General features: G+C 38.5%; 19 protein-coding genes. 11 read left to right on the top strand and 8 right to left on the bottom strand.

Features of this window, described 5'->3' with window-relative positions; all coding sequences use genetic code 11:
- Positions 1-605: 605 nt before the first annotated feature.
- The 6 genes from CTN01_RS08185 to CTN01_RS08215 all read left to right on the top strand — a co-directional run bounded on the left by CTN01_RS08185 (position 606) and on the right by CTN01_RS08215 (position 5,965).
- Entirely contained in the window at positions 606-1,346 is a 741-nt protein-coding gene (locus tag CTN01_RS08185) for an SDR family oxidoreductase (RefSeq protein WP_045149950.1), read from the top strand.
- 48 nt (positions 1,347-1,394) lie between these two features.
- The gene (locus tag CTN01_RS08190) at positions 1,395-2,600 is read left to right on the top strand and encodes an acetyl-CoA C-acetyltransferase (protein ID WP_005364181.1); all 1,206 of its coding nucleotides are present in this window, start codon (positions 1,395-1,397) and stop codon (positions 2,598-2,600) included.
- Between the two features lie 70 nt (positions 2,601-2,670).
- The gene (locus CTN01_RS08195; protein WP_005364186.1) at positions 2,671-3,021 is read left to right on the top strand and encodes a phasin family protein; all 351 of its coding nucleotides are present in this window, start codon (positions 2,671-2,673) and stop codon (positions 3,019-3,021) included.
- A gap of 120 nt (positions 3,022-3,141) precedes the next feature.
- On the top strand, positions 3,142-4,917 hold the full coding sequence (phaC, locus tag CTN01_RS08200; RefSeq protein WP_045149949.1) for a class I poly(R)-hydroxyalkanoic acid synthase: 1,776 nt from the start codon (positions 3,142-3,144) through the stop codon (positions 4,915-4,917).
- A gap of 249 nt (positions 4,918-5,166) precedes the next feature.
- Positions 5,167-5,571: a DUF4332 domain-containing protein gene (locus tag CTN01_RS08210; protein ID WP_045149948.1), complete on the top strand. Its 405-nt coding sequence runs from the start codon at positions 5,167-5,169 to the stop codon at positions 5,569-5,571.
- 97 nt (positions 5,572-5,668) lie between these two features.
- Positions 5,669-5,965, top strand: a complete 297-nt coding sequence (locus CTN01_RS08215; protein WP_230626997.1) for a DUF1496 domain-containing protein — start codon at positions 5,669-5,671, stop codon at positions 5,963-5,965.
- 58 nt (positions 5,966-6,023) lie between these two features.
- Here the strand turns inward: CTN01_RS08215 and CTN01_RS08220 are convergent, their stop codons facing one another.
- From CTN01_RS08220 to CTN01_RS08250, 7 genes are all read right to left on the bottom strand, one after another.
- Positions 6,024-6,323 carry a DUF406 family protein gene (locus CTN01_RS08220; protein WP_045082482.1) on the bottom strand — a complete coding sequence of 100 codons (300 nt, stop codon included), beginning with the start codon at positions 6,321-6,323 and terminating at the stop codon, positions 6,024-6,026.
- 115 nt (positions 6,324-6,438) lie between these two features.
- Positions 6,439-8,355, bottom strand: a complete 1,917-nt coding sequence (locus CTN01_RS08225; protein ID WP_045149947.1) for a RecQ family ATP-dependent DNA helicase — start codon at positions 8,353-8,355, stop codon at positions 6,439-6,441.
- 111 nt (positions 8,356-8,466) lie between these two features.
- A complete protein-coding gene (locus CTN01_RS22915) occupies positions 8,467-8,811 on the bottom strand; it encodes a hypothetical protein (protein ID WP_080901984.1) in 345 nt (114 codons plus the stop codon).
- Positions 8,812-8,958: 147 nt separating this feature from the next.
- Positions 8,959-9,447: a TIGR00645 family protein gene (locus CTN01_RS08235; RefSeq protein ID WP_045082480.1), complete on the bottom strand. Its 489-nt coding sequence runs from the start codon at positions 9,445-9,447 to the stop codon at positions 8,959-8,961.
- Between the two features lie 171 nt (positions 9,448-9,618).
- Positions 9,619-10,482: a phospholipase A gene (locus tag CTN01_RS08240; protein WP_045149945.1), complete on the bottom strand. Its 864-nt coding sequence runs from the start codon at positions 10,480-10,482 to the stop codon at positions 9,619-9,621.
- Between the two features lie 176 nt (positions 10,483-10,658).
- Complete coding sequence (locus CTN01_RS08245; RefSeq protein WP_107342135.1) at positions 10,659-13,706, bottom strand: efflux RND transporter permease subunit; 3,048 nt, start codon at positions 13,704-13,706, stop codon at positions 10,659-10,661.
- A gap of 4 nt (positions 13,707-13,710) precedes the next feature.
- The gene (locus CTN01_RS08250; RefSeq protein WP_425259174.1) at positions 13,711-14,823 is read right to left on the bottom strand and encodes an efflux RND transporter periplasmic adaptor subunit; all 1,113 of its coding nucleotides are present in this window, start codon (positions 14,821-14,823) and stop codon (positions 13,711-13,713) included.
- A 186-nt stretch (positions 14,824-15,009) separates the two neighbouring features.
- Between CTN01_RS08250 and CTN01_RS08255 the strand changes: the two genes are divergently transcribed.
- Both CTN01_RS08255 and CTN01_RS08260 read left to right on the top strand, forming a co-directional pair.
- Positions 15,010-15,609 (top strand): TetR/AcrR family transcriptional regulator, encoded by a 600-nt coding sequence (locus CTN01_RS08255; protein ID WP_045149944.1) that lies wholly within the window; start codon positions 15,010-15,012, stop codon positions 15,607-15,609.
- 200 nt (positions 15,610-15,809) lie between these two features.
- Positions 15,810-16,187, top strand: a complete 378-nt coding sequence (locus tag CTN01_RS08260) for a YgiW/YdeI family stress tolerance OB fold protein (RefSeq protein ID WP_045128026.1) — start codon at positions 15,810-15,812, stop codon at positions 16,185-16,187.
- Between the two features lie 62 nt (positions 16,188-16,249).
- On the opposite strand, the gene yidA is transcribed toward CTN01_RS08260, so the two are convergent.
- Positions 16,250-17,062, bottom strand: a complete 813-nt coding sequence (gene yidA / locus CTN01_RS08265; RefSeq protein ID WP_045149942.1) for a sugar-phosphatase — start codon at positions 17,060-17,062, stop codon at positions 16,250-16,252.
- Positions 17,063-17,385: 323 nt separating this feature from the next.
- On the opposite strand from yidA, the gene CTN01_RS08270 reads away from it, so the two are divergent.
- The 3 genes from CTN01_RS08270 (at position 17,386) to CTN01_RS08280 (ending at position 20,634) form a co-directional block, all read left to right on the top strand.
- The gene (locus tag CTN01_RS08270) at positions 17,386-18,387 is read left to right on the top strand and encodes an ABC transporter substrate-binding protein (RefSeq protein WP_045149941.1); all 1,002 of its coding nucleotides are present in this window, start codon (positions 17,386-17,388) and stop codon (positions 18,385-18,387) included.
- Positions 18,388-18,484: 97 nt separating this feature from the next.
- Positions 18,485-19,378 carry an ABC transporter permease gene (locus CTN01_RS08275; RefSeq protein WP_005364222.1) on the top strand — a complete coding sequence of 298 codons (894 nt, stop codon included), beginning with the start codon at positions 18,485-18,487 and terminating at the stop codon, positions 19,376-19,378.
- Positions 19,375-20,634: a quaternary amine ABC transporter ATP-binding protein gene (locus tag CTN01_RS08280; RefSeq protein ID WP_045149940.1), complete on the top strand. Its 1,260-nt coding sequence runs from the start codon at positions 19,375-19,377 to the stop codon at positions 20,632-20,634. The genes CTN01_RS08275 and CTN01_RS08280 overlap by 4 nt, the downstream gene beginning before the upstream one ends.
- Positions 20,635-20,647: the final 13 nt, after the last annotated feature.

The following is a 20,647-nucleotide window of genomic DNA, read 5'->3' on the forward strand; positions in this document are numbered from 1 at the left end:
CAGAATAGCTGTTAGCCATTCATTCGATACGTTTCATATATATCAGGGCAGCAAGAAAGTTATCAAGTCACTTATGTCGTCTTCTGTTTTGAATTATTGCAAACAAAGGTTGAGATAGAGCTGCTTAAAAAATAAACGCGAGTGGTATTTCAAAGGCGGCGCATAACTTTACTCACAACCAATTAACAAGAAACTTAAACTTAACAATTTAGTTACATTTATTTTATTTCAGGTTTGGATGTTATTTTTAACCATCTGTTTTTTTATCGAAATAATAAATATTTACAAGAATGCCATGATATAAATCAACATCCCAATTGTTAAATTAAAATGTGTCGCTTTAATCATATTGAGTGATTTGTTAATACTAGTGTCACATAGCATTAAAATTGTTAATTACTTTCTTGCTATCAATATGCATCTGTGTTGTTATATTAAGTATGCAACGGGTTTGTAATATAGCTGTATTATATGATGCTTAATATGTGAACCATGTCGTATAGGTAGTTCACATATAGCTCATAGGCTAAATTGTTAAATTATGAGACAAACCTTGAGTTTATCAAGTGTATTAATAATTAGATAAAAAAAGGAAGGAGCCTTAAATGAGTAAAGTAGCATTAGTTACAGGTGCTAAGGGTGGTATTGGTTCATCGATCACTCAAGCATTAGTCGATGCAGGTTTTCGAGTAGTTGCAACATATTACCCAACAGGTGAAAAAGCGGCTCAAGAGTGGTTCGCGGCTAATAATTATTCATCTGAGTCTGTTCGATTATTTCCACTCGACGTAACTGATACGAATTACTGTCAAGAAGCACTAGCAACATTGCTTCAAGAAGAAGGCCAAATTGATGTTTTAGTCAATAACGCTGGTATCACTAAAGATACTACATTCAAGCGTATGACTGCTGATCAATGGAATGCAGTAATAGATACAAATTTAAACAGTCTGTTTAATGTTACTCAGCCTTTATTCGATTCAATGTGTAAAAAAGGTAATGCTCGCATTATTAATATTACATCAGTGAATGGACTTAAAGGTCAGTTTGGTCAAGCAAACTATTCAGCAGCTAAAGCCGGTATGATTGGCTTTACAAAAGCACTAGCAGCAGAAGGCGCTCGTGCTGGTGTAACTGTAAATGCCGTTGCTCCTGGTTATACAGGTACGCCAATGGTTGAAGCGATTAAACCTGAAGTACTTGATTCAATTAAAGCTGAAATTCCAATGCGCCGTTTAGCGCTACCACAAGAAGTAGCAGCAGCAGTGACATTTTTAGCAAGTGATGCAGCAGCCTATATTACTGGTGAAACATTATCAGTAAATGGCGGCTTATACATGCAATAAGCATGATTGACTGATTATTGAATTTTTTAAGTAAGGACGCGAATTAATATGGCTAGGGTATTTATTGTTGCTGCAAAACGTACACCAATTGGTAGTTTTAACGGCGCACTAAAATCAGTAACAGCAGCAGAACTTGGCGCAGCCGCAATTAAAGGCGCGTTAGCAGAAACATCAGTGCCAGTAGAAGCGATTGATGAAGTGATTTTCGGTAATGTCGTTGGTGCTGGTCAAGGTATGGGACCGGGTCGACAAGCTGCTCTAAAAGCAGGCATTCCAAATGAAGTACCTGCATACACATTAAATATGGTGTGTGGTAGTGGTATGAAAGCGGTAATGGATGCTGCCGCGCACATCAAAGCTGGCGATGCTGATATCGTGGTTGCTGCTGGCGCAGAAAACATGTCTCAAATTCCTTTTTGTGCATCATCGAAAATTCGTGATGGGCAAAAAATGGGCAACCTTGAACTTAGCGATTTATTAATTGCTGACGGTTTAACGGATGCCTTTAATAATTACCACATGGGTGTAACCGCTGAGAATGTTGTTGAGAAAGTAGGCTTAACACGTGAACAGCAAGATAACTTCGCACTAGCGAGCCAACAAAAAGCGGTTGCTGCTATTGAGCAAGGCAAATTTGTTGATGAAATTACACCTGTAGAAGTGGTAGGTCGTCGTGCAACTGTTGTTGTTGATACCGATGAGTACCCGAAACAAGACGCTTCAATCGAAGGTCTGGCAAAACTACGACCTGCATTTAAACGTGATGGTTCTGTTACTGCTGGTAACGCATCAGGTATTAATGACGGCGGTAGTGCAATTATTGTTGTTTCAGAAGCGGCAGTAAATAAATACAACCTTACGCCACTTGCTGAAATTGAAAGTTACGCGCAAGCAGGTATTGCTCCTGAAATTATGGGCTTAGGGCCTGTACCAGCAGTACTAAAAGCATTAGATAAAGCACAACTATCAATTGATAAAATTGAGCGTTTAGAGTTTAACGAGGCCTTTGCTGGTCAAGCTCTAGGTGTGCTTTATGAAGTAGCAAAAGAAACGAATTCAAAAGTTGAAGATCTCGTTGAACGTGCAAACGTCAATGGCGGAGCTATTGCTCTAGGTCATCCACTAGGTGCATCAGGTAATCGAATTTTAGTGAGCTTATTACATGAAATGCGCCGCCGGGAAGATCAGTACGGTATTGCGACCTTATGTGTAGGTGGTGGTATGGGTACAGCCGTTATTCTAAAACGCGTTTAATTTTTATCTAAATATCGGCGCTGTATGAGGATACATGCAGTGCTTTATTACTATCAATGAGGAAAGATCTATGTATACGGAAATGTTTAAGTCGTTCTCTGAGCAAACTGAAAAATCACTAGCACCATACGTTAAGTTCAACAAACTATTCACTAAGAATGTTGAAGAGCTAACTGAGCTACAACTTGCAGCAGTTCGTGCATACAGTGATTTAGGTCTGTCTCAGCTTAAAGCTGTTAGCGAAGTAAAAGATATCCAATCTCTAACTGCGTTCAATAGCCAACAACTTGAAACGTTGACTAAGCTTTCTAAGCAGCTTATTGATGATAGCAACAAGTTCAACGCTGTTGCTCAATCATTCAAAACAGAAGTAGAAGAGCTTGTTGCTGACAATGTTAAAAAAGCAACGCCAGTAGCTTAAGGTTTATTTCTAGTCGCTCTCATTTATATGAGGGCGACTTTTTGTTACAGCTTATCTCAATTATGCTGAGTCAACTGTTCCCAAGTGTAATTGAATTAGTCCAAGTACAGGGTTTTTGTTATGAACAATCACTTCTTTTCGGACTACTTTGCCAAGCTCCAAGATATGAACCAGCTATGGTGGAAGGAGTTAGACTCCGGCAAGGCAGCCATGAACACCCCATTAAATAAAGCGCTGAATGATATTAATTTGGAAGATACTGCAGAGTTTTTTGAAAAAGCAGCATCACAGCCAGCAGCACTTGCTCAAGTCCAAATGGATTGGTGGGAAAAACAAGTTAAGATCTGGCAGAATATTGCTATGCCATCAACTGAGGGTGGACAATCTCTAATTAAGCCAGCAAAAGATGATAAACGTTTTAGCGATCCTGCATGGGAAAATGAAGCGTTTTACAATTATATTAAGCAATCTTATTTGCTTTTTAGCGACTCAATGCGTGAAGCGATTGATTCTATTGAAGGTGTTGATGAGAAGGCAAAAGAGCGTTTAGGCTTTTTTTCACGCCAAGCAATCAATGCGATGTCGCCAACAAACTTTGTTACTACAAACCCAGAACTGGCTAAGTTGACCGTTGAAACTAATGGTGAAAACTTAATTAAAGGGATGGAGTTACTGCAAGAAGACATGCAGAGCAGTGCGGATGTCCTGAAAATTCGCATGACTAATAGCGACGCATTCCAACTGGGTGTCAATATTGCAAATACTGATGGTGAAGTTGTATTTAAGAATGAGTTATTTGAACTTATTCAATATAAGCCATTAACTGAAAATGTTAATAGTACACCATTGTTAATTGTTCCTCCGTTTATCAATAAATATTATATCCTTGATTTACGTGAAAATAACTCAATGGTTCGTTGGCTTGTAGAGCAGGGTCATACTGTCTTTATGATGTCTTGGAGAAATCCAGGTACACCACAAAGAGATGTGGATTTTGAAAACTATGTACTAGACGGTGTTATCCCTGCCGTTGACGCTATTGAAGATATCACTGGCGAAAAACAAATCAATGCAGCAGGTTACTGTATTGGTGGTACATTATTAGCGACTACTCTGGCGTATTACGCAGCAAAACGTATGCGTAATCGTATTAAATCAGCAACATTTTTTACAACATTACTCGACTTTTCACAACCGGGTGAAATTGGTGCTTATATTAATGATCCATTAGTATCTGCAATTGAAGCACAGAACGATGTAAATGGTTATATGGACGGCCGCTCTTTGAGTGTGACGTTTAGTTTATTGCGTGAAAATAGCCTTTATTGGAATTATTATGTAAATAATTACTTAAAAGGAAATAGCCCAATAGACTTCGATTTACTTTATTGGAACGGTGATAGTACGAATGTTACAGCTGCATGTCATAGTACTATTTTACGCGAGTTCTATTTAAATAATAAGTTAGTCGATAATAAAGGAATAAAAATTGGTGGTGTTTTTATTGATTTATCTAAAATCAAAGTACCAACATACTTTATTTCTACTCAAGAAGACCATATCGCTTTATGGCAAGGTACATATAGAGGCGCTCAGAAGCTAGGTGGGAAGTCGACATTTGTACTCGGAGAGTCTGGTCATATTGCAGGGATAGTAAATCATCCTAAAAAGAATAAATATGGTTTTTGGCTAAGTGATAAGCAAGATGAAAACCCAGAATCTTGGTTAGATAATGCTAAACGTCAGGATGGCTCTTGGTGGACGCATTGGGATACTTGGTTAGGGGATTTTAATAAGAAAGAAAAAGTGCCAGCGCGTGAAATTGGAAGTGATAATTATAAATCACTTTATACAGCGCCTGGAGATTATGTGAAAGAAACACTGCCACTTAAATAACTTCCCTGAATGAAAAAAGCTCAGCATTATAAATGCTGAGCTTTTTTTTTCGTTATATGCAAAATTGGAGCTTAGGCTAAGATTTAAAGATTACTTTCTTAACCATTTTTAAAGGTTTTGTGAGCGAAACAGCATATTAATTTGTCTATTTACTGGATTGAAATTATTTTTGCACTTTTTCGAGTTTTTTAATTTTCTGTTGTCTATTATGTTGTAATGATGGACTTTATTTAATTTTTGGAGCAGATAATGACTAAACTAGCAACTATTGAAGGTATCGGTGAAGTATATGCGGCTAAATTAGAAGCGGCAGATGTCCATACGATGGAGCAATTATTGGATAAAGGTCAGAAACCTGCAGGCCGAAAAGCTATTGTTGAAGCAACGGGCATTAGTAGTAAATTAGTATTAAAGTGGATTAACCGAGCTGATTTATCGCGTGTTAAAGGTATTAGCACTCAATACGCTGATTTATTAGAGCTCTCTGGTGTTGATACTGTTCCAGAACTTGCGCAGCGTAATGCAGATAATTTACATGCAAAAATGCTAGAAGTGAATGAAGAAAAGGCGTTAGTTCGTCAATTGCCGGCATTGAAAAGCGTTCAAGATTGGATTGCACAAGCGAAAGAACTTCCACGTGCGATTGAATATTAGTATTTGATCTAATGAGAAAGCAGCCACTTTGGCTGCTTTTTTATTATTTGAAAAATATAGTCGCCTATAAAAATAAAGGATTTAAATGGAGTTTGGGATGATGAAGGGGCGTTCTATTAAGTGTTTCGTTATAAGTGGCTTAGTGATGATACTCTTGAGCTTACCGACACAGGCGAAAACCTACAGTGTTGCTGATACGTCAAAAATAGAGCCAAGCATTGAGTTTAATCTTGATGGGCAAGTAACCAATCAGCGTTTATGCTTCTATGAGGATAAAGCTTATTCATTGGGCGCTATTATTGATATCGATGGTTATAAGCTTCAGTGTGCTGTTGAAAATGAAGTGGAATTGAACGGCCGCTTAATGTGGAAAAGCTTAGTATTGGTAAAATAAAGCCAGAAATGATTATCAATATTGATAATCATTGCTGGCTAAAGCTAAAGAACGATAATTACTTAGCTAGAGAGCGGCTACGAAGTTCGAAAATTAGCTTCTCAGCACTGCATTCGAATTGAATGCGCGCTGTTAATTCTGTGCTATTTTCATCTACTGGGGTTGTTTCAACTTTGTAGTTAGCATTTACTTCTTTTGCTAGTGCAAGGTAGTTTGCTAATTCTACTTCTAGTGCATCTTTACCTTGAGCAAAGATTTGAACGTCAGCAGTATCATCGTTTTCTTTGATGACAAAACCTAGTTCGCCTGATACGCCACATGCTTCACAAACTTGGTATTCTTCTTTTTCAATAGTCATAACTTTAATCCCCATAGGTTAAGAGGCTATTCTAGAACGTTGTGATTTAGATCGCTATTCATTAATAATGAAAAGTGAGTTTCATATATCTAAATTGATAAAGAATTAACATAGACTAGCCATATAAGCGTGTAATGTGAGCAAAAGTTTGCTCAAAGGGGTACGCTTCAAGTTGACCAAAACCATCAAATTGCTTGGCTTTTAACTTGGTGGTCAATGGTGTTGTCATGCCATTTAAAAATCGTGTAATAGCAGCAACAGATGGTGGAATATCACAAGCATTGATGAATTGATCGCACCATTGGGTTAAAACCTGATCGGAAACCTCAGGTAGTATCGGTAATGGTGGCAATGTGATGCTTTTTCCTCGACAAACAGAGCAATGGTTACAATGTTCTGGAGCATGATGGTCAGCAAAATAGCGCGCTAATTGATAGCTTAAACAGGTTTTGCTTTCAAAAAAATCAATCATACTATTGATACGTTTTATTTCACTATGCTCTTTTTGTTGGAACAGTTGATACAGTGCCTCACTCTCAACATCGATATCAAAGTGATGATTTTTTATAGCATACACATCCGTCATTTGTTTGCTTTCTAGAGTGATCCACCCTTTTTCATTAAAATAGTCAATCGCTGCAACAACACGTTTTCTATCTGCATTATAGCCTTGCCATAATGCGTCCATATCCAGTGTATTCCATACTCTTGCTTTTGTTGAACAAGCAAAAATGGCTTCGACGAACTGGCGACGCTCATTATTAAAATGGGATAAAATTTCATGCTGGCTAATGTTGAGCTTGTAACGGTAATCAGCAAAATAAGTATATTGAGGTTCAATGATCTGGCGAATCTCTAAATAGACCAATAGTGTTTTTAAAGGCAATAATCGAATATTGGCGTCTTTTGATAGCCGATTATTCATTACTTCCCACTGTTGTGATTGAGTTTTGATTTCATTTAATACGGTCGCTATCGAACTGCGATCAGGCGTATCTCCATAAATGAAATTTTGTAGCACATTTAGACCTGATTTATTTGCAATGACTGTGCAGGTTGAGTTTTCACCATCACGACCAGCTCGGCCTATTTCCTGACTATAGTTTTCAATCGATTTTGGTAGATCAAAGTGGATCACTTGGCGAATATCAGATTTGTCGATCCCCATGCCAAAGGCGATGGTAGCAACAATGCAATTAATTTCTCCAGCCATAAACTGCTGTTGTATATGCTGACGACGATCGGCATCCATACCTGCATGGTAAGCCTGAGCGGGAATATGATTACTTGTGAGAGTTGCCGCAATCTCTTCTGCAGTATGCTGTAAAGTGACGTAAACAATAGATGGTGTATTAGGTTGTGCTATCAATTGTTGTTGTAATACATCCAATTTTTCATCATCTTGGGCTGCTAAAATAGAGAGATCAAGATTTTTGCGATAGAAACCTGTTACGACTATATCATCTTTTGCAATATTGAATTTATCTTGCATATCATTAATAACAGCTGGTGTCGCCGTGGCTGTTAATAGTAGTACTTGCGGAATATTTAAAGACTGTTGGTAATAAGGTAATTTCAGGTAATCGGGTCTGAAGTTGTGTCCCCACTCTGAAATACAGTGAGCTTCATCAACGACGAGTAATGAGATAGGAACTTGACTGATAAAATGTCTAAAACGCTCGTTTTTCAAACGCTCAACAGAGATCATTAATACTTTAATTTCGCCTTGGCGAATATTCTGCATAACTTGCTGAGTCTGTTGCCAAGTTTGGCTTGAGTCGATAGATGCTGCGGGAATACCTTTTGATGCAAGGAAATCAAGCTGATCTTTCATTAATGCTAAAAGTGGTGAGATCACCAGTGTTAGGTGCGGTAATTCAATTGCAGGGAGTTGGTAACACAGTGATTTACCTGAGCCCGTTGGGAAAATAGCGGCAGCAGAATGGCCATCAAGAACACGAGTAATGACTTCTTCCTGACCCGTTCTAAGAGAGTCAAAACCAAAATATTTTTTAAGTGTTTGATGATACATGCTTAATACTCAATTGTCTTAATTGATAGCATCATACCGTATGTTGATGTCGTTAGGGGAACGGGATATTAAAACACGTTACAAAATTGCGAAATATTTATCGTTGTATTCCTAGCGACTAAATGTATTAATAGGGATATGTAAATGGACACCGTAAGCATCATTCTCACTATAAGACGTGATATACAAACGTGTATCAGAATCAAAATTTATCGCGATATTTGCTTCTTGATAGGTAGATGATATTGATGTCGGCGTGAGGGGCTGGAAATTATTTAACGCTCTGTTTACACATAAGCCAGCATGGAAAAATGATAGCTGGAGTAGTGTTTTACAGTTTGTAGAATCATACATTAATACCGCTCTTGTTTCGATGTTGGTAATAGGAGAGTGGTTATTGAAACTATACGCTGATGGTGACGAAAGCAGTAAAAAAAACAATAAGTATAATTTCATTGGTCTTTCTCGTTATTGGGATATAACAAGAAAATGCATATAGTGTTCCAATATGATGTTTATTGCTAATTATTCATTATTCGTGAAATAGGGAACAATAGGGCGTTTTTAGATAACGTGTGAACGCATCCTTGCGTTATTGTTCACTCAGTGTTTGGTGATCTTATCAAGATATCCCATCGCAAAAGCAGATAATACAAAGGTAATATGAATGAGCAAGTACCAGAGTAATTTTGAGTTATCAATATTTTCTATATTCATAAATATTTTTAATAAATGAATTGAAGATATTGCAACAATAGAGGCTGATACTTTGTTTTTTAATGAGCTTGCATCAAGTTTACCTAACCAACCTAACTTGTCGTCATGATCATCGAGATCTAGGCGTGAAACGAAGTTTTCATAGCCAGAAAACATCACCATAACAACGAGTCCGCCAACAAGAGCAATATCAACAAGCGAAAGAATAATCAGGACTAAGTCCATACTTTTCATTGTGATAATGACAGGGATCACATCAAAGATTTCTTGAAAAAATTTGACTGAAAGTGCCAATAACACAAAGCTGAGACCGAAGTAGATAGGTGCCATTAACCAACGTGACCCATACATCATTCGTTCAAATATTTTTTCCATCACAAAGGTGTCTCTTAAAAGTGGTAGGGATAATCGAAAGCGGGATTTTAGATCGAAAATCTAGGAGTGAATAGTTTGAAATGTACTATTAAGTATTTTTTGCTGATAGTTTTACGCCTGAAGTGAATAAAAGGTTCTATCTTAAGTATACAGATAGAACCTCTTTATTGATTAGAAAGAAAAACCAATACCACCTGCATTATCGTAATGGTTGTAGTCAGATATCGAAATACCGTAACCACTTTCTAACATCATATATCCACGTAGGCGCTTATAGATTGGGAAGCTCCATGTAATGCGCTCATAACCACGTGAAAACCCACTTTCCAAAGCGTTACGTACAGTCAGTGAAATAAGATTTTTATTATCAACAGACCAGTTCAAGCTGACGCGTCCGTATCCCATGTAGTTGGTAATATCTTTATTGTAATCTTTTGCACCAAAGTCGAGACGTAGCCATGGCTTGATACTTAATGTGTAGTTGTTATGTTCGAATGCGAAGTCAGCAAATGCACGATTCCAACTTCTTTCTTGTTCACCACCTCTACCATTGGATTCATGGACGAGACCAACAGTTGTTCCAGCATACCCCAAAGTATTATTTTCGGCTTTTTCAGGCAGAGTCCAAAAAATAGATGGCTCATATTCTGTGTCTCTAAAATAGGCTGAAGAAGCATACGCTTGCCAATTTGAACGCTGTGTATAAGCCACATAGAGCTTGTCGTTTTGATTTAAAATACCAGAAGCTAAACGGTACTTTAGGCTTATCTGAAAGTTAACGTTGTACTTACTTAATTTACCGTCTTCAGGAATAACCGATTGGTATTCTGGATAGTTAGGTTTTTGAGTGTAGTAAAAGGGTAGAACGTAATTGTCTTTATACTGCTGAAGCAATAGGTTATTTGAGCTTGAGTAATCTAATGAGTTATTAATAACGTCTTCAGCTAAAACATTACTGGAGAAAAAAGTACAGCCAATTAGTAAAGTAGAAAGAAGTAAAGGGTATCTAATTGGTTGCCATGCAAACTGCGTCATAATTTTTTATCGTCACGGTCATTTAAGAGTAATTTCTTATGATCATAGACAGGATTTTTATATTATGTATACCGATATAAATGAAATCATAAATTGGCTGGGGTTATTTATTAATATGAGCATGAAAAAGGGACGTATTACTATACGTCCCTTGGAGAGGTTATCTGACTAGGTGGTTACTGTTGTGGTTCGATTTCTACTTTAAACAGTACTGCATAAAGTAGTGGAATAATCACTAAAGTTAAAATGGTTGCAAACAATAAACCAAACATGATTGTTACTGCCATACTCTTGAAGAAAGGATCAACAAGTAAAGGAGCAACGCCTAAAATTGTGGTCAATGCGCCAAGTAAAACAGGGCGTGCACGACTTAAGGCTGAGTCAATAATTGCTTGGTAAGGTGTTTTCCCTTCTTTTATCTCCACATCTGTTTGGTCAACCAGAACAATTGCATTTTTAACCATCATACCAATTAAGCTTAGGAAACCAAGAATTGCCATAAACTCGAAAGGCGTTTGGAAAATAACCAGACCAATGGTAACACCAATAATAGCCAGTGGTGCTGTTAGCCAAATAATCAATGGTTGCTTTAATGCGTTAAACATAAAGATCACGGATAAAATCATCGCAGCAAAACCATAAGGTGCAGAAATCGCAAGTCCTTCATTTGCGTCTTTGGATGCTTTATATTCACCGTACCATGTCAATTTATAACCTGGTGGTAACTCGATAGCTTCGATTTTTCCACGTAGTTCATTAAAGGCATCGGCTGTTAGTACACCTGGTGCAGGATCTGCCTGAACCAAAATCGTTGGTATACGGTTAATTCGACGTAATATGGCATCTTCCCACGTGACATTAACAGACTCGATTAATTGGCTTACAGGGATAGGTCCATTGACCATACGACTATGTACTTCTGTGTTTTCAATAGCACGTTCATGGGTACGTTCACTTTCTGGTGCACGAACGACAATCGGAATTAAGTCATTTTCTTCACGATAAACCCCAACCGTGCGGCCTGATAACGTTTGTGCAATTGCTTGGCTAATTTCCTGATTGGTTAATCCATAACGCTGCGCCTTTTCAGTTGAATAAACAGGCTTAATAACAGGCACTTGTTGACGCCAATCATCCTGAACAGCAATCAAGTTTGGATCAGATAGCATGATTGCTTTCGCTTGTTCAGCAAGATCACGTAGGACTCTACTGTCAGGACCTTGGAAACCGGCTTCAATCTTTTTACCGCCCCCACGACCTAGCATGAACTTCCATACTTTGATCGAGGCTTCTGGGTATTTGTTATCAAGTTCAGTTTGTAGCTCAACAAGTAATGGAGCTATGTTACGGTAATCATCAATATCAATCAGTAATTGACCATAACTTGGATTTCGTGCTTCTGGTGCATAAGTCAGCATAAAGCGTAAGCCACCACCACCAATGAAGCTTGAGATATTCCCGATACCTTCTTTATTGGTAATATCTTGTTCAATTCTAGCGATCGTTTTTTCTGTATTGGTGATGTCTGTTCCCTGCGGAAGGTAAACATCAACAACAAATTGCGCACGCTGTGATTCTGGCATAAAGCCAGGTGGTACAAATTTCATACCCCAAATAGCGCCAACCAGTGTTGCCAGTAGCAATAGTCCAGTTATTTTACGGTGTGATAAAACCCAAGTTAATAAAGCTTTGTAACTTTCTACAATTTTACTTGGCTTAGTATCTTGTTGCTTGATCTTAACTTTTAAGAACTGATGGCACAGTAGCGGTGTTACGGTAACAGCAAAGACCCAGCTAAGTAGCATAGAGTATAAGATCACCCAAAATAGCGAACCAGCATATTCACCCATATCTGACGGTGATAAGCCAATCGCACTGAAGGCACAAATACCCACAACAGTACCACCTAAGAGCGGCCATTTAGTTGCATTGACGACTTCAGGAATAACGACATTACGATCTTCATTGTTTTGGAGGCGTACAAGAATACTGTCAGTTACCACAATGGCATTATCTACCAACATGCCTAATGCGATGATCAGCGCACCTAACGATATCCGTTGCATTGCGATGTCATCAATTAACATGATGCATAGAGTACCGGCTACTGTTAGTAACAATACAAAGCCAATAATCACGCCAGATCGAATACCCATAAATAGCAGTAAAACGATGAAAACAATCACCACCGCTGCAATCAAGTTATCGATAAAATTCGTTACAGAATCACGAACAGAATCTGATTGCATTGAGATAACATGAAGATCCATACCCAGTGGACGTTGGTTTTCAAGTTCAGCAATACGTGCTTTAACCGCATCACCCATATCAACCACGTTACCACCAGTGACATTGGAAATACCAAAGCCAATTGCACGTTCGCCATTAAAGCGCATTAGCATACTAGTTGGTTCTTGATAGCCACGGCTAACATCGGCAATATCTTTTAAACGTAAAACAGTATGGTTATCACCAATACCAATTTGAAGGTTACGTAAATCTTCAAATGAATTAACGTTAGGTGTGGGAATAACCGGTAGACGCATGCCATTAGATGTCATACTACCTGCAACATTAACAATATTTTGTTTTTGTAATACCGATAAAACGTTATCAACTGACAAACCGTAATTAGCTAAGCGCTCACTGGTGATTTCAACAAAAATACCTTCTTGTTGCTCTGCCAACGTTGCCGTTTTAGCAACTCCAGGTACTAATACAAGTTCACGACGCAGTGAATCGACGTAGTCTTGTATTTGCTTATCGGTAAAGCCTTCGCCTGTAACAGCGAAAAATAAGGCATAAACATCAGAAAAATCATCGTTTACGATTGATGGTCCAGCCCCCGGAGGGAGCCGTCGTTGGGCATCAACAACTTTACGACGTAGCTTATCCCAAACTTGTTGAAGTGCCGCCTGATCTTTTGAAAATTCAAGTTTTATCTCAACAGTAACTTCTGACATCCCTTGTTTGGAAACAGACTTAACTTCTTTTAGTTCCTGTAAAGACTGCACCGCACCTTCAATGACATCTGTTACTTCGTCAGAGACTTCTTGTGCTGTTGCACCCGAGTAAGGGGTAACAATGATGGCTTGGCGGATCACAAATTCAGGATCTTCAAAACGACCTAGCTTTAAGTAACTGATGTAACCGCCAATCAAGATCAGTGCAATGATCACCCAAACACTCGTTCGTTTGGCGATGGTATAGCGCGCGATATCCATCTATTTACGCTCCATTTTTTGTGCTGTCAGTGTAAGGACGTACTTCCATACCTGGCTTCAACTTAGACACACCAGCGATAACAATACGTTCACCAACTGTCAGGCCATTAAGTACGGTAATACAGTTTTTGTTGACACTACCCACTGTGATGTAGCGTTTTGATACAAAATTGTCTTTATTCACTACCCACACGAATTGTTTGCTCTTGTTATCTGGAACGACAGATGTCAATGGAACAATAATTGGGTTTCGGTTTTCTTGTGGGCACAATGCTAGGTTTGGAGAAACCTTAACGGGCATACCCGGTAAGAGATTTAACCCTTTGTCGTCGTTAATACTGAGGACAACAGAGAAGGTTTGTGTGATCGGATCGGCTTGGGTTGAATAGGTACGCAAACTCAAAGGCAATAATTGCTCTGTATTATTATTTAACTCTGCAACGGCTTCGCTACATGTCATTCCAGAAAGCATGACACTGTCTGTAATATTAATAACCACTTCTAAGTCATCGATATTATGTAATGTTAATACAGGATTATTAGCCTGAATTTGGACGTGATTATCAATTAACTTACGTCCAATAATACCGCTAAACGGTGCAACTAACTGGGTGTAATTTAGTTTGTTCTTTGCTTCTTTAACGCGGTTTTGTGCCAAGTTATAACGCACAATCAACTTATCTAAATCACTTTTAGAAATTGCTTGGCTGCTTTCATAAATGGCTTTACCACGTTGATAGGCTTTACCTGCATCGTTTAATTCAAGTTGCGCGGCAGCAAAAATAGTTTGGGCATCTTTAGGATCAAGTTTTGCTAATAGTTGACCTTTAGTCACACGGTCACCTTCGTTAACAAAAATATGGTTTACTCGACCTGTTACTTGAAATGATAAATCGGCACGTTGCGCAGAGCGAATGACACCATTAAAGCTTAAATTAGTATTTGCTTTGGGCTTTACAATTTCAGTAAGCGCAGGGCTAACGATGGGCTCTTTAACTTGCTCTTGTTGTTCTTTATCGCCACAACCTGACAGTAGGACAAGCGCGATCGATAAACTCACTGCGAGTTTACTAAATGAGAATGATGCCATTTTGGACATTGCTGATTGAGTTTTCACCGGATTCTCCGCTATCAGTATGGGACGGGATAAAATTAGAAAACATGTTTATTCGTATGGAAATATAACAAGTAAACTTTTGGGTGTATTTTATGAGGGAATGGCATTTTGTAAACTGTTAAGTATACTTTTTTGTGACAAAATGTTAGATTAGGCTCACAGGCGGTGAAAATAGGCAGTGAATCAATGAAGCAAACGGAACGTAAGCATTTAGCAATTATTGCGGCAGCAAAGGCAGAATTTATCGAACATGGATTTATTGCTGCGAATATGGATAGAATTTCACAGGTTGCTGAAGTATCAAAACGAACCTTATATCGTCATTTTGATAGTAAGGAAGCGCTATTTATTTCAGTTCTTAAGATTATTCAAGACTCAGTGAATGAAAATGTGCAATACCATTTCGATCCACAAACGCCATTAAAAACACAGTTAATTGAAATTACACGTCGTGAAGTTGATATTTTGTACTATACATATGGTATCTCTCTTTCTCGTATTATTGTGATGGAATTTATTCGCCAGCCAGACTTAGCCAAAAGCTTAGTGAAAGATTTGTATAGTACCAATGCAATTGCTGATTGGTTTAAATTGGCGATTAAAGAAAAAGCAATTGTTGATAAAGATGTCGCTTTGTTAACAAATATCTACATGAGTTTATTCCAAGGTTTATTTTTCTGGCCTCAAGTAATGGAATTAGCACCACCTTGTGAAGGTATGCAAGTAGATGAAAATATTAATACTGTTGTTGATGTATTTTTGAATTCGTTTGCTATTACCAAGTAATCTTATCGATAAAAAAGATTTCTCGATATTTACAATATTATTTCACGTTCTTTTGATGTTTGGCATGATATAATTCTATAAAGAAATAGTTGGGCTAATTAAATGCCTATTTGTAGTTGTTAGATATTAATGTGAATTTGGTGTGGCAATAATATTTATTGTCAGCCGTAATATAATATTCATAACCTTAGGTTAACGTGATGAAAAAATTATTAGTTGTTTCTGCTTTTTTACTTGCATCAACATCAGCGTTTGCTGCAACTACTGCTGCACCAGCGCAGCCTGCACAAGGGGGGTTTACTGGTCCTTCAGTAACTCCTGTGATCACTACAGTTATTAAAGCGAAAGACGCACAAGATGACGCGGTTGTGGAATTAACGGGTTACATTACCTCATCTTTGGGCGACGAAGAATATATCTTTAAAGATGGTACTGGTGAGATCAAAGTAGAAATTGATAATAATGATTGGAATGGTGTGAATGCAACACCGTCAACTAAGTTGAAGATCCGCGGTGACGTTGATAAAGACTGGTCTGAGCGTGCAATTGATGTGAAAAACGTTATTTTAGTTGGCTAATCTCGCAACTTTGAATAGGTTTGTGAACCGCAACTTTTATTGTTAAAAGTTGCGGTTTTTATTTATTTCATGTCTAAAATAAATTCATTAATAACTTTTGCAACACCAGCATTGTTGTTAGTGTCAGTAATAAAATTAGCGATGGCTTTCGTTTCATCTGTTGCATTTCCCATTGCAACACCAAGACCAGCATACTCAATCATATGGTGATCATTGCCGGCATCCCCCATACAAATAACTTCACTTTGTTTGATGTCTAAGTATTCTGCTAGTGCTTCAACGCCCACGCCTTTATTACTATTTGGATTCATAAATTCAAGAAAGAAGGGAGCACTTTGTACAATCGTGTAGGATTGATAAAGCGCTTTTGGTAATTGAGCAATAGCTGCTGATAAGCGATCAGGTTCATCGATTATCATCACTTTCATTACTTCTTCGTCATTTTCTAGTGTTGCAAAGTCTTCAATAGTAATTGCCAGACCATTAATTTTTGCTTCATGATCAGTGTAATAGTTATTTTCTGGCGTAATTAGACCTTGGCGACGAGTAAATGCATGAACATGAACACCAAGATCATGAGCCAGTGAGGCTATATTTTTAGCGTCTAATCCCGTTAGTGTTTCACTGCGAATAACTTCTTTATTAGAAACACGTTGAACGAGTGAAGCGTTGTAACTTAAAACAAAGTCGTTGCTGCCTGTCATGTCTAATTCGTTTAGCGCCCATGTCATTCCTTCTAAAGGGCGCCCTGATGCTAATACGATCGATACCCCTTGTTCACGAGCCGCTGAAATTGCAGCCTTATTTTCTTGGGAAATAGTACCGTCAGAACTCAGAAGAGTACCGTCCATATCAAGTGCAACTAATTTATACATCATTATATCCATTACAGAATTAAAACTGGTTTCATCATAAGCAAATTGAGCGCCGAAAACGATAAGAATTATGTTTAATAAGCGTACTTTTTCTGATTAATCGCTAACAAGTTTATGAATGTAATAGTCATTCAGTTGATATTAAAAATTGTTACCAAATAATTATTTATTGTTAATAAACTTGGTGTTTTTGGTTTAATTTGTTTAGACTACTAAATAAATTGGCACAATAAATTGCCTTTTGAGTAGTTATTAGCGCACAGAAAAATTGTTTTTACTCGTTTGCGCTGACCGATTCGATATAAATGATAAGGATAATATTTATGCGAAAGCTTCTGGCTGCGACGGTATTGCTATCAGCAATGTCAGCAACTCAAGTTCATGCAAGTGAATGTGGAAAAGTCACTATTGCTGATATGAATTGGAACTCAGCAACATTATTAGCCAACGTAGACAGTTTTATTTTACAACATGGGTACGGTTGTGAAACAGATCTTGTTCCTGGCGATACGATGCCGACAGGTACATCAATGGTAGAGAAGGGCGAACCGGATATTGCACCTGAATTTTGGAGTAATTCGATGAAAGCCGCGTTAGATCGTGGTGTTGAAGAAGGGCGTATCCAATATGCAGGTACGAGCTTTTCTGATGGTGGTGAAGAAGGCTTTTGGGTTCCAGAATACATGGTGAAAAAAGATCCAAGCCTAGCGACTATTGAGGGCATTAAGAATAATGCCAAACTTTTCACTCATCCAGAAGACCCTGAAAAATCAGCATTTTATAATTGTCCAGCAGGTTGGAACTGTCAGATTTCTGCCGGTAACCTTTTCGAAGCACTAAAACTTGAAGATGCAGGATTTGACCTTATTGATCCAGGTTCAGGTGCAGGTCTTTCGGGTTCAATTGCTAAAGCTTATGAGCGTGGTGAAGCGTGGTTTGGTTATTACTGGGCACCGACAGCGGTGTTAGGTAAGTACAAAATGGTAAAAGTAGACTTTGGCTCAGGCGTTGATGCGAAATACTTTAAAGAGTGTTTAACCAAACCTGAGTGTGTTGATCCGAAAGCTTCTATGTACCCACCGTCAGAAGTAGATACCGTTATTACTACCTCTTTTGCTAAGCGTGCACCTGAAGCGGTGAAATACTTAGGTCAACGCTCTTTTACTAATGCACAAATGAATAGCTTTTTAGCGTGGATGGAAGACAACCAAGCTGATGGTGAAACGGTAATGGAAGAGATTTTAACTAATCACGAAGATATTTGGGTGAAGTGGGTTTCTCCTGAAGTTGCAGATAAAGTACGTGGTGCTTTAGCTGATTTGTAAGCTGTACGTCTACAGTGGTAGCTAACTACCACTGTAGCCACTTCGCTAAGGATATAGCGTATGTGGGAAATAAAAGTAGTATGTATGGATAACATTTATGTCAGATAAATCATGGTTAACTGAATTTCCACAGCTTGAGCGTGCTCAGTTAGTTGAAATTCGCAAAACGTTGGATGGTGCTTACCGTTCTTTTTCTCGTGAATATGGCGATACAATCGAAGGTTTCTTCGATCCTCTTCTTTCTTTTCTTATCTGGTTCGAAAAACTCTTACTCGCTACACCTTGGTGGATAGTCATTGCCGTATTGGCAGCCATTGCCTTTGTTGCAAGTCGATCGTGGAAATTATCACTCGGTGTCGTGTTGTCTTTTGGTTTCATCGGTGTGTTTGGTATGTGGGATAATACCATGCGAACCATGAGTATTATTTTAGTATCTACGATGGTTGCGATAGGGATCGGGATACCGATAGGTATTGCCATGGCACGTTCAGAGAAGGTTCAACGGGTTGTCACACCATTACTTGATGTGATGCAGACGATGCCTGCCTTTGTTTATTTGATCCCCGTTGTTATGTTACTCGGTCTAGGTAAAATTCCAGGCTTAATCGCTGTTGTTATTTATTCTGTCCCACCTGTTATTCGCTTAACCAACCTTGGTATTCGTTTGGTTGATGAAGAAGTGCTGGAGGCAGCCACAGCCTATGGCGCAAGCCCAATGCAGCGCTTATTTGGAGTGCAGATCCCACTGGCAATGCCTAATATTATGGCAGGAATAAACCAAACCATCATGATGGCACTTGCTATGGTTGTTATCGCTTCAATGATAGGTGTGAAAGGGTTAGGTCAACCTGTATTAAAATCAATTACCAACCAGTATTTCACCTTGGGTTTATTAAACGGCTTAGCGATTGTCGCACTCGCAATTATTTTTGATCGTATATCGCAAAGCTATGCTAAACGTACACAGCAACACTTAGGAGGTCGATCATGAGTTCATTATCAAAGCAGGATCCCCTCATTAGGGTTAAAAACCTCTATAAAGTGTTTGGTCCCAAAGCGAACAAAGTTGTTCAACAAGTGAAATATGGTGCATCTAAAGATGACATTTTAGCGAAAACTGGTCATACCGTTGGTTTAAGCGATATCAACTTAGATATTTACCCTGGTGAAATCTTTGTGATTATGGGCCTATCGGGCTCTGGTAAATCAACCCTGATCCGCCACTTTAATCGCTTGATTGATCCAACTGAAGGGGTAATTGAAATTGAAGGGACAGATGTTATGTCACTCAATGAAAAGCAGCTTCAGGATTTTCGCCGTCATAAAATGTCGATGGTTTTTCAACGCTTTGGTTTAATGCCGCATCGCACGGTTTTACAAAATGTTGGTTACGGTTTGCAAGTACAGGGACTGAGTAAAAGTGCATGGCAAGCCAAAGCGAAAGAGTGGTTAGCGACAGTTGGCTTAAATGGTTATGAAAATAGCTATCCTGTCAACCTTTCTGGTGGTCAGCAACAACGTGTTGGTTTAGCTCGAGCCTTGTGTACTGATGCTGAAATTCTATTAATGGATGAAGCATTCTCTGCACTTGATCCTCTGATCCGTAGTGAAATGCAAGATCAGCTTATTGAGTTACAAGAAAAGTTACATAAAACAATAGTCTTTATTACCCATGATTTAGATGAAGCATTACGTTTAGGCGATCGCATTGCTATTTTACGAGATGGGGTATTAGTGCAGCAGGGTAAACCTGTTGATATTTTATTAAACCCAGCCGACGACTATGTCGAAGCTTTTGTTAAGGACGTTAACCGTGCACGTGCACTGACGGTTGAAACGGTCATGAAGCCACAAGTTGTTCGTATCTCTTCTGAAACGATTGGCGAAGCTGTTGCTGAAATGCGTAAAGTAAAAGATGATTTCGCGTATTACGTTGATAATCAAGGTTATCAAGGAGTGATCACGCAAGAGAAATTAGAGAGCGTAAAAGAATCTGATTATGCTAATGCAATAGATGCTTCAATGCTTGAAGATGTCCCAGCAGTTTCAACTGATGCGCTACTTGAAACCGTGATCCCTGAGACTTTAGATAGTGATCATCCACTGCCAGTAGTGGATGCTGATGGACAGGTAACAGGGCGATTGTCTCGTTCAACATTGGCTGAAGTATTGAGTGATCATGCAAATGACGCGGCGTCAGAGAAAAATGTTGAAGTCATTAAAAAAGTAGAATCTAAAGTCGCTTAAGTAAGGTTTTCTT

It is taken from the genome of Photobacterium angustum (assembly GCF_003026365.1).
In the GTDB taxonomy this organism is placed as follows: domain Bacteria; phylum Pseudomonadota; class Gammaproteobacteria; order Enterobacterales; family Vibrionaceae; genus Photobacterium; species Photobacterium angustum.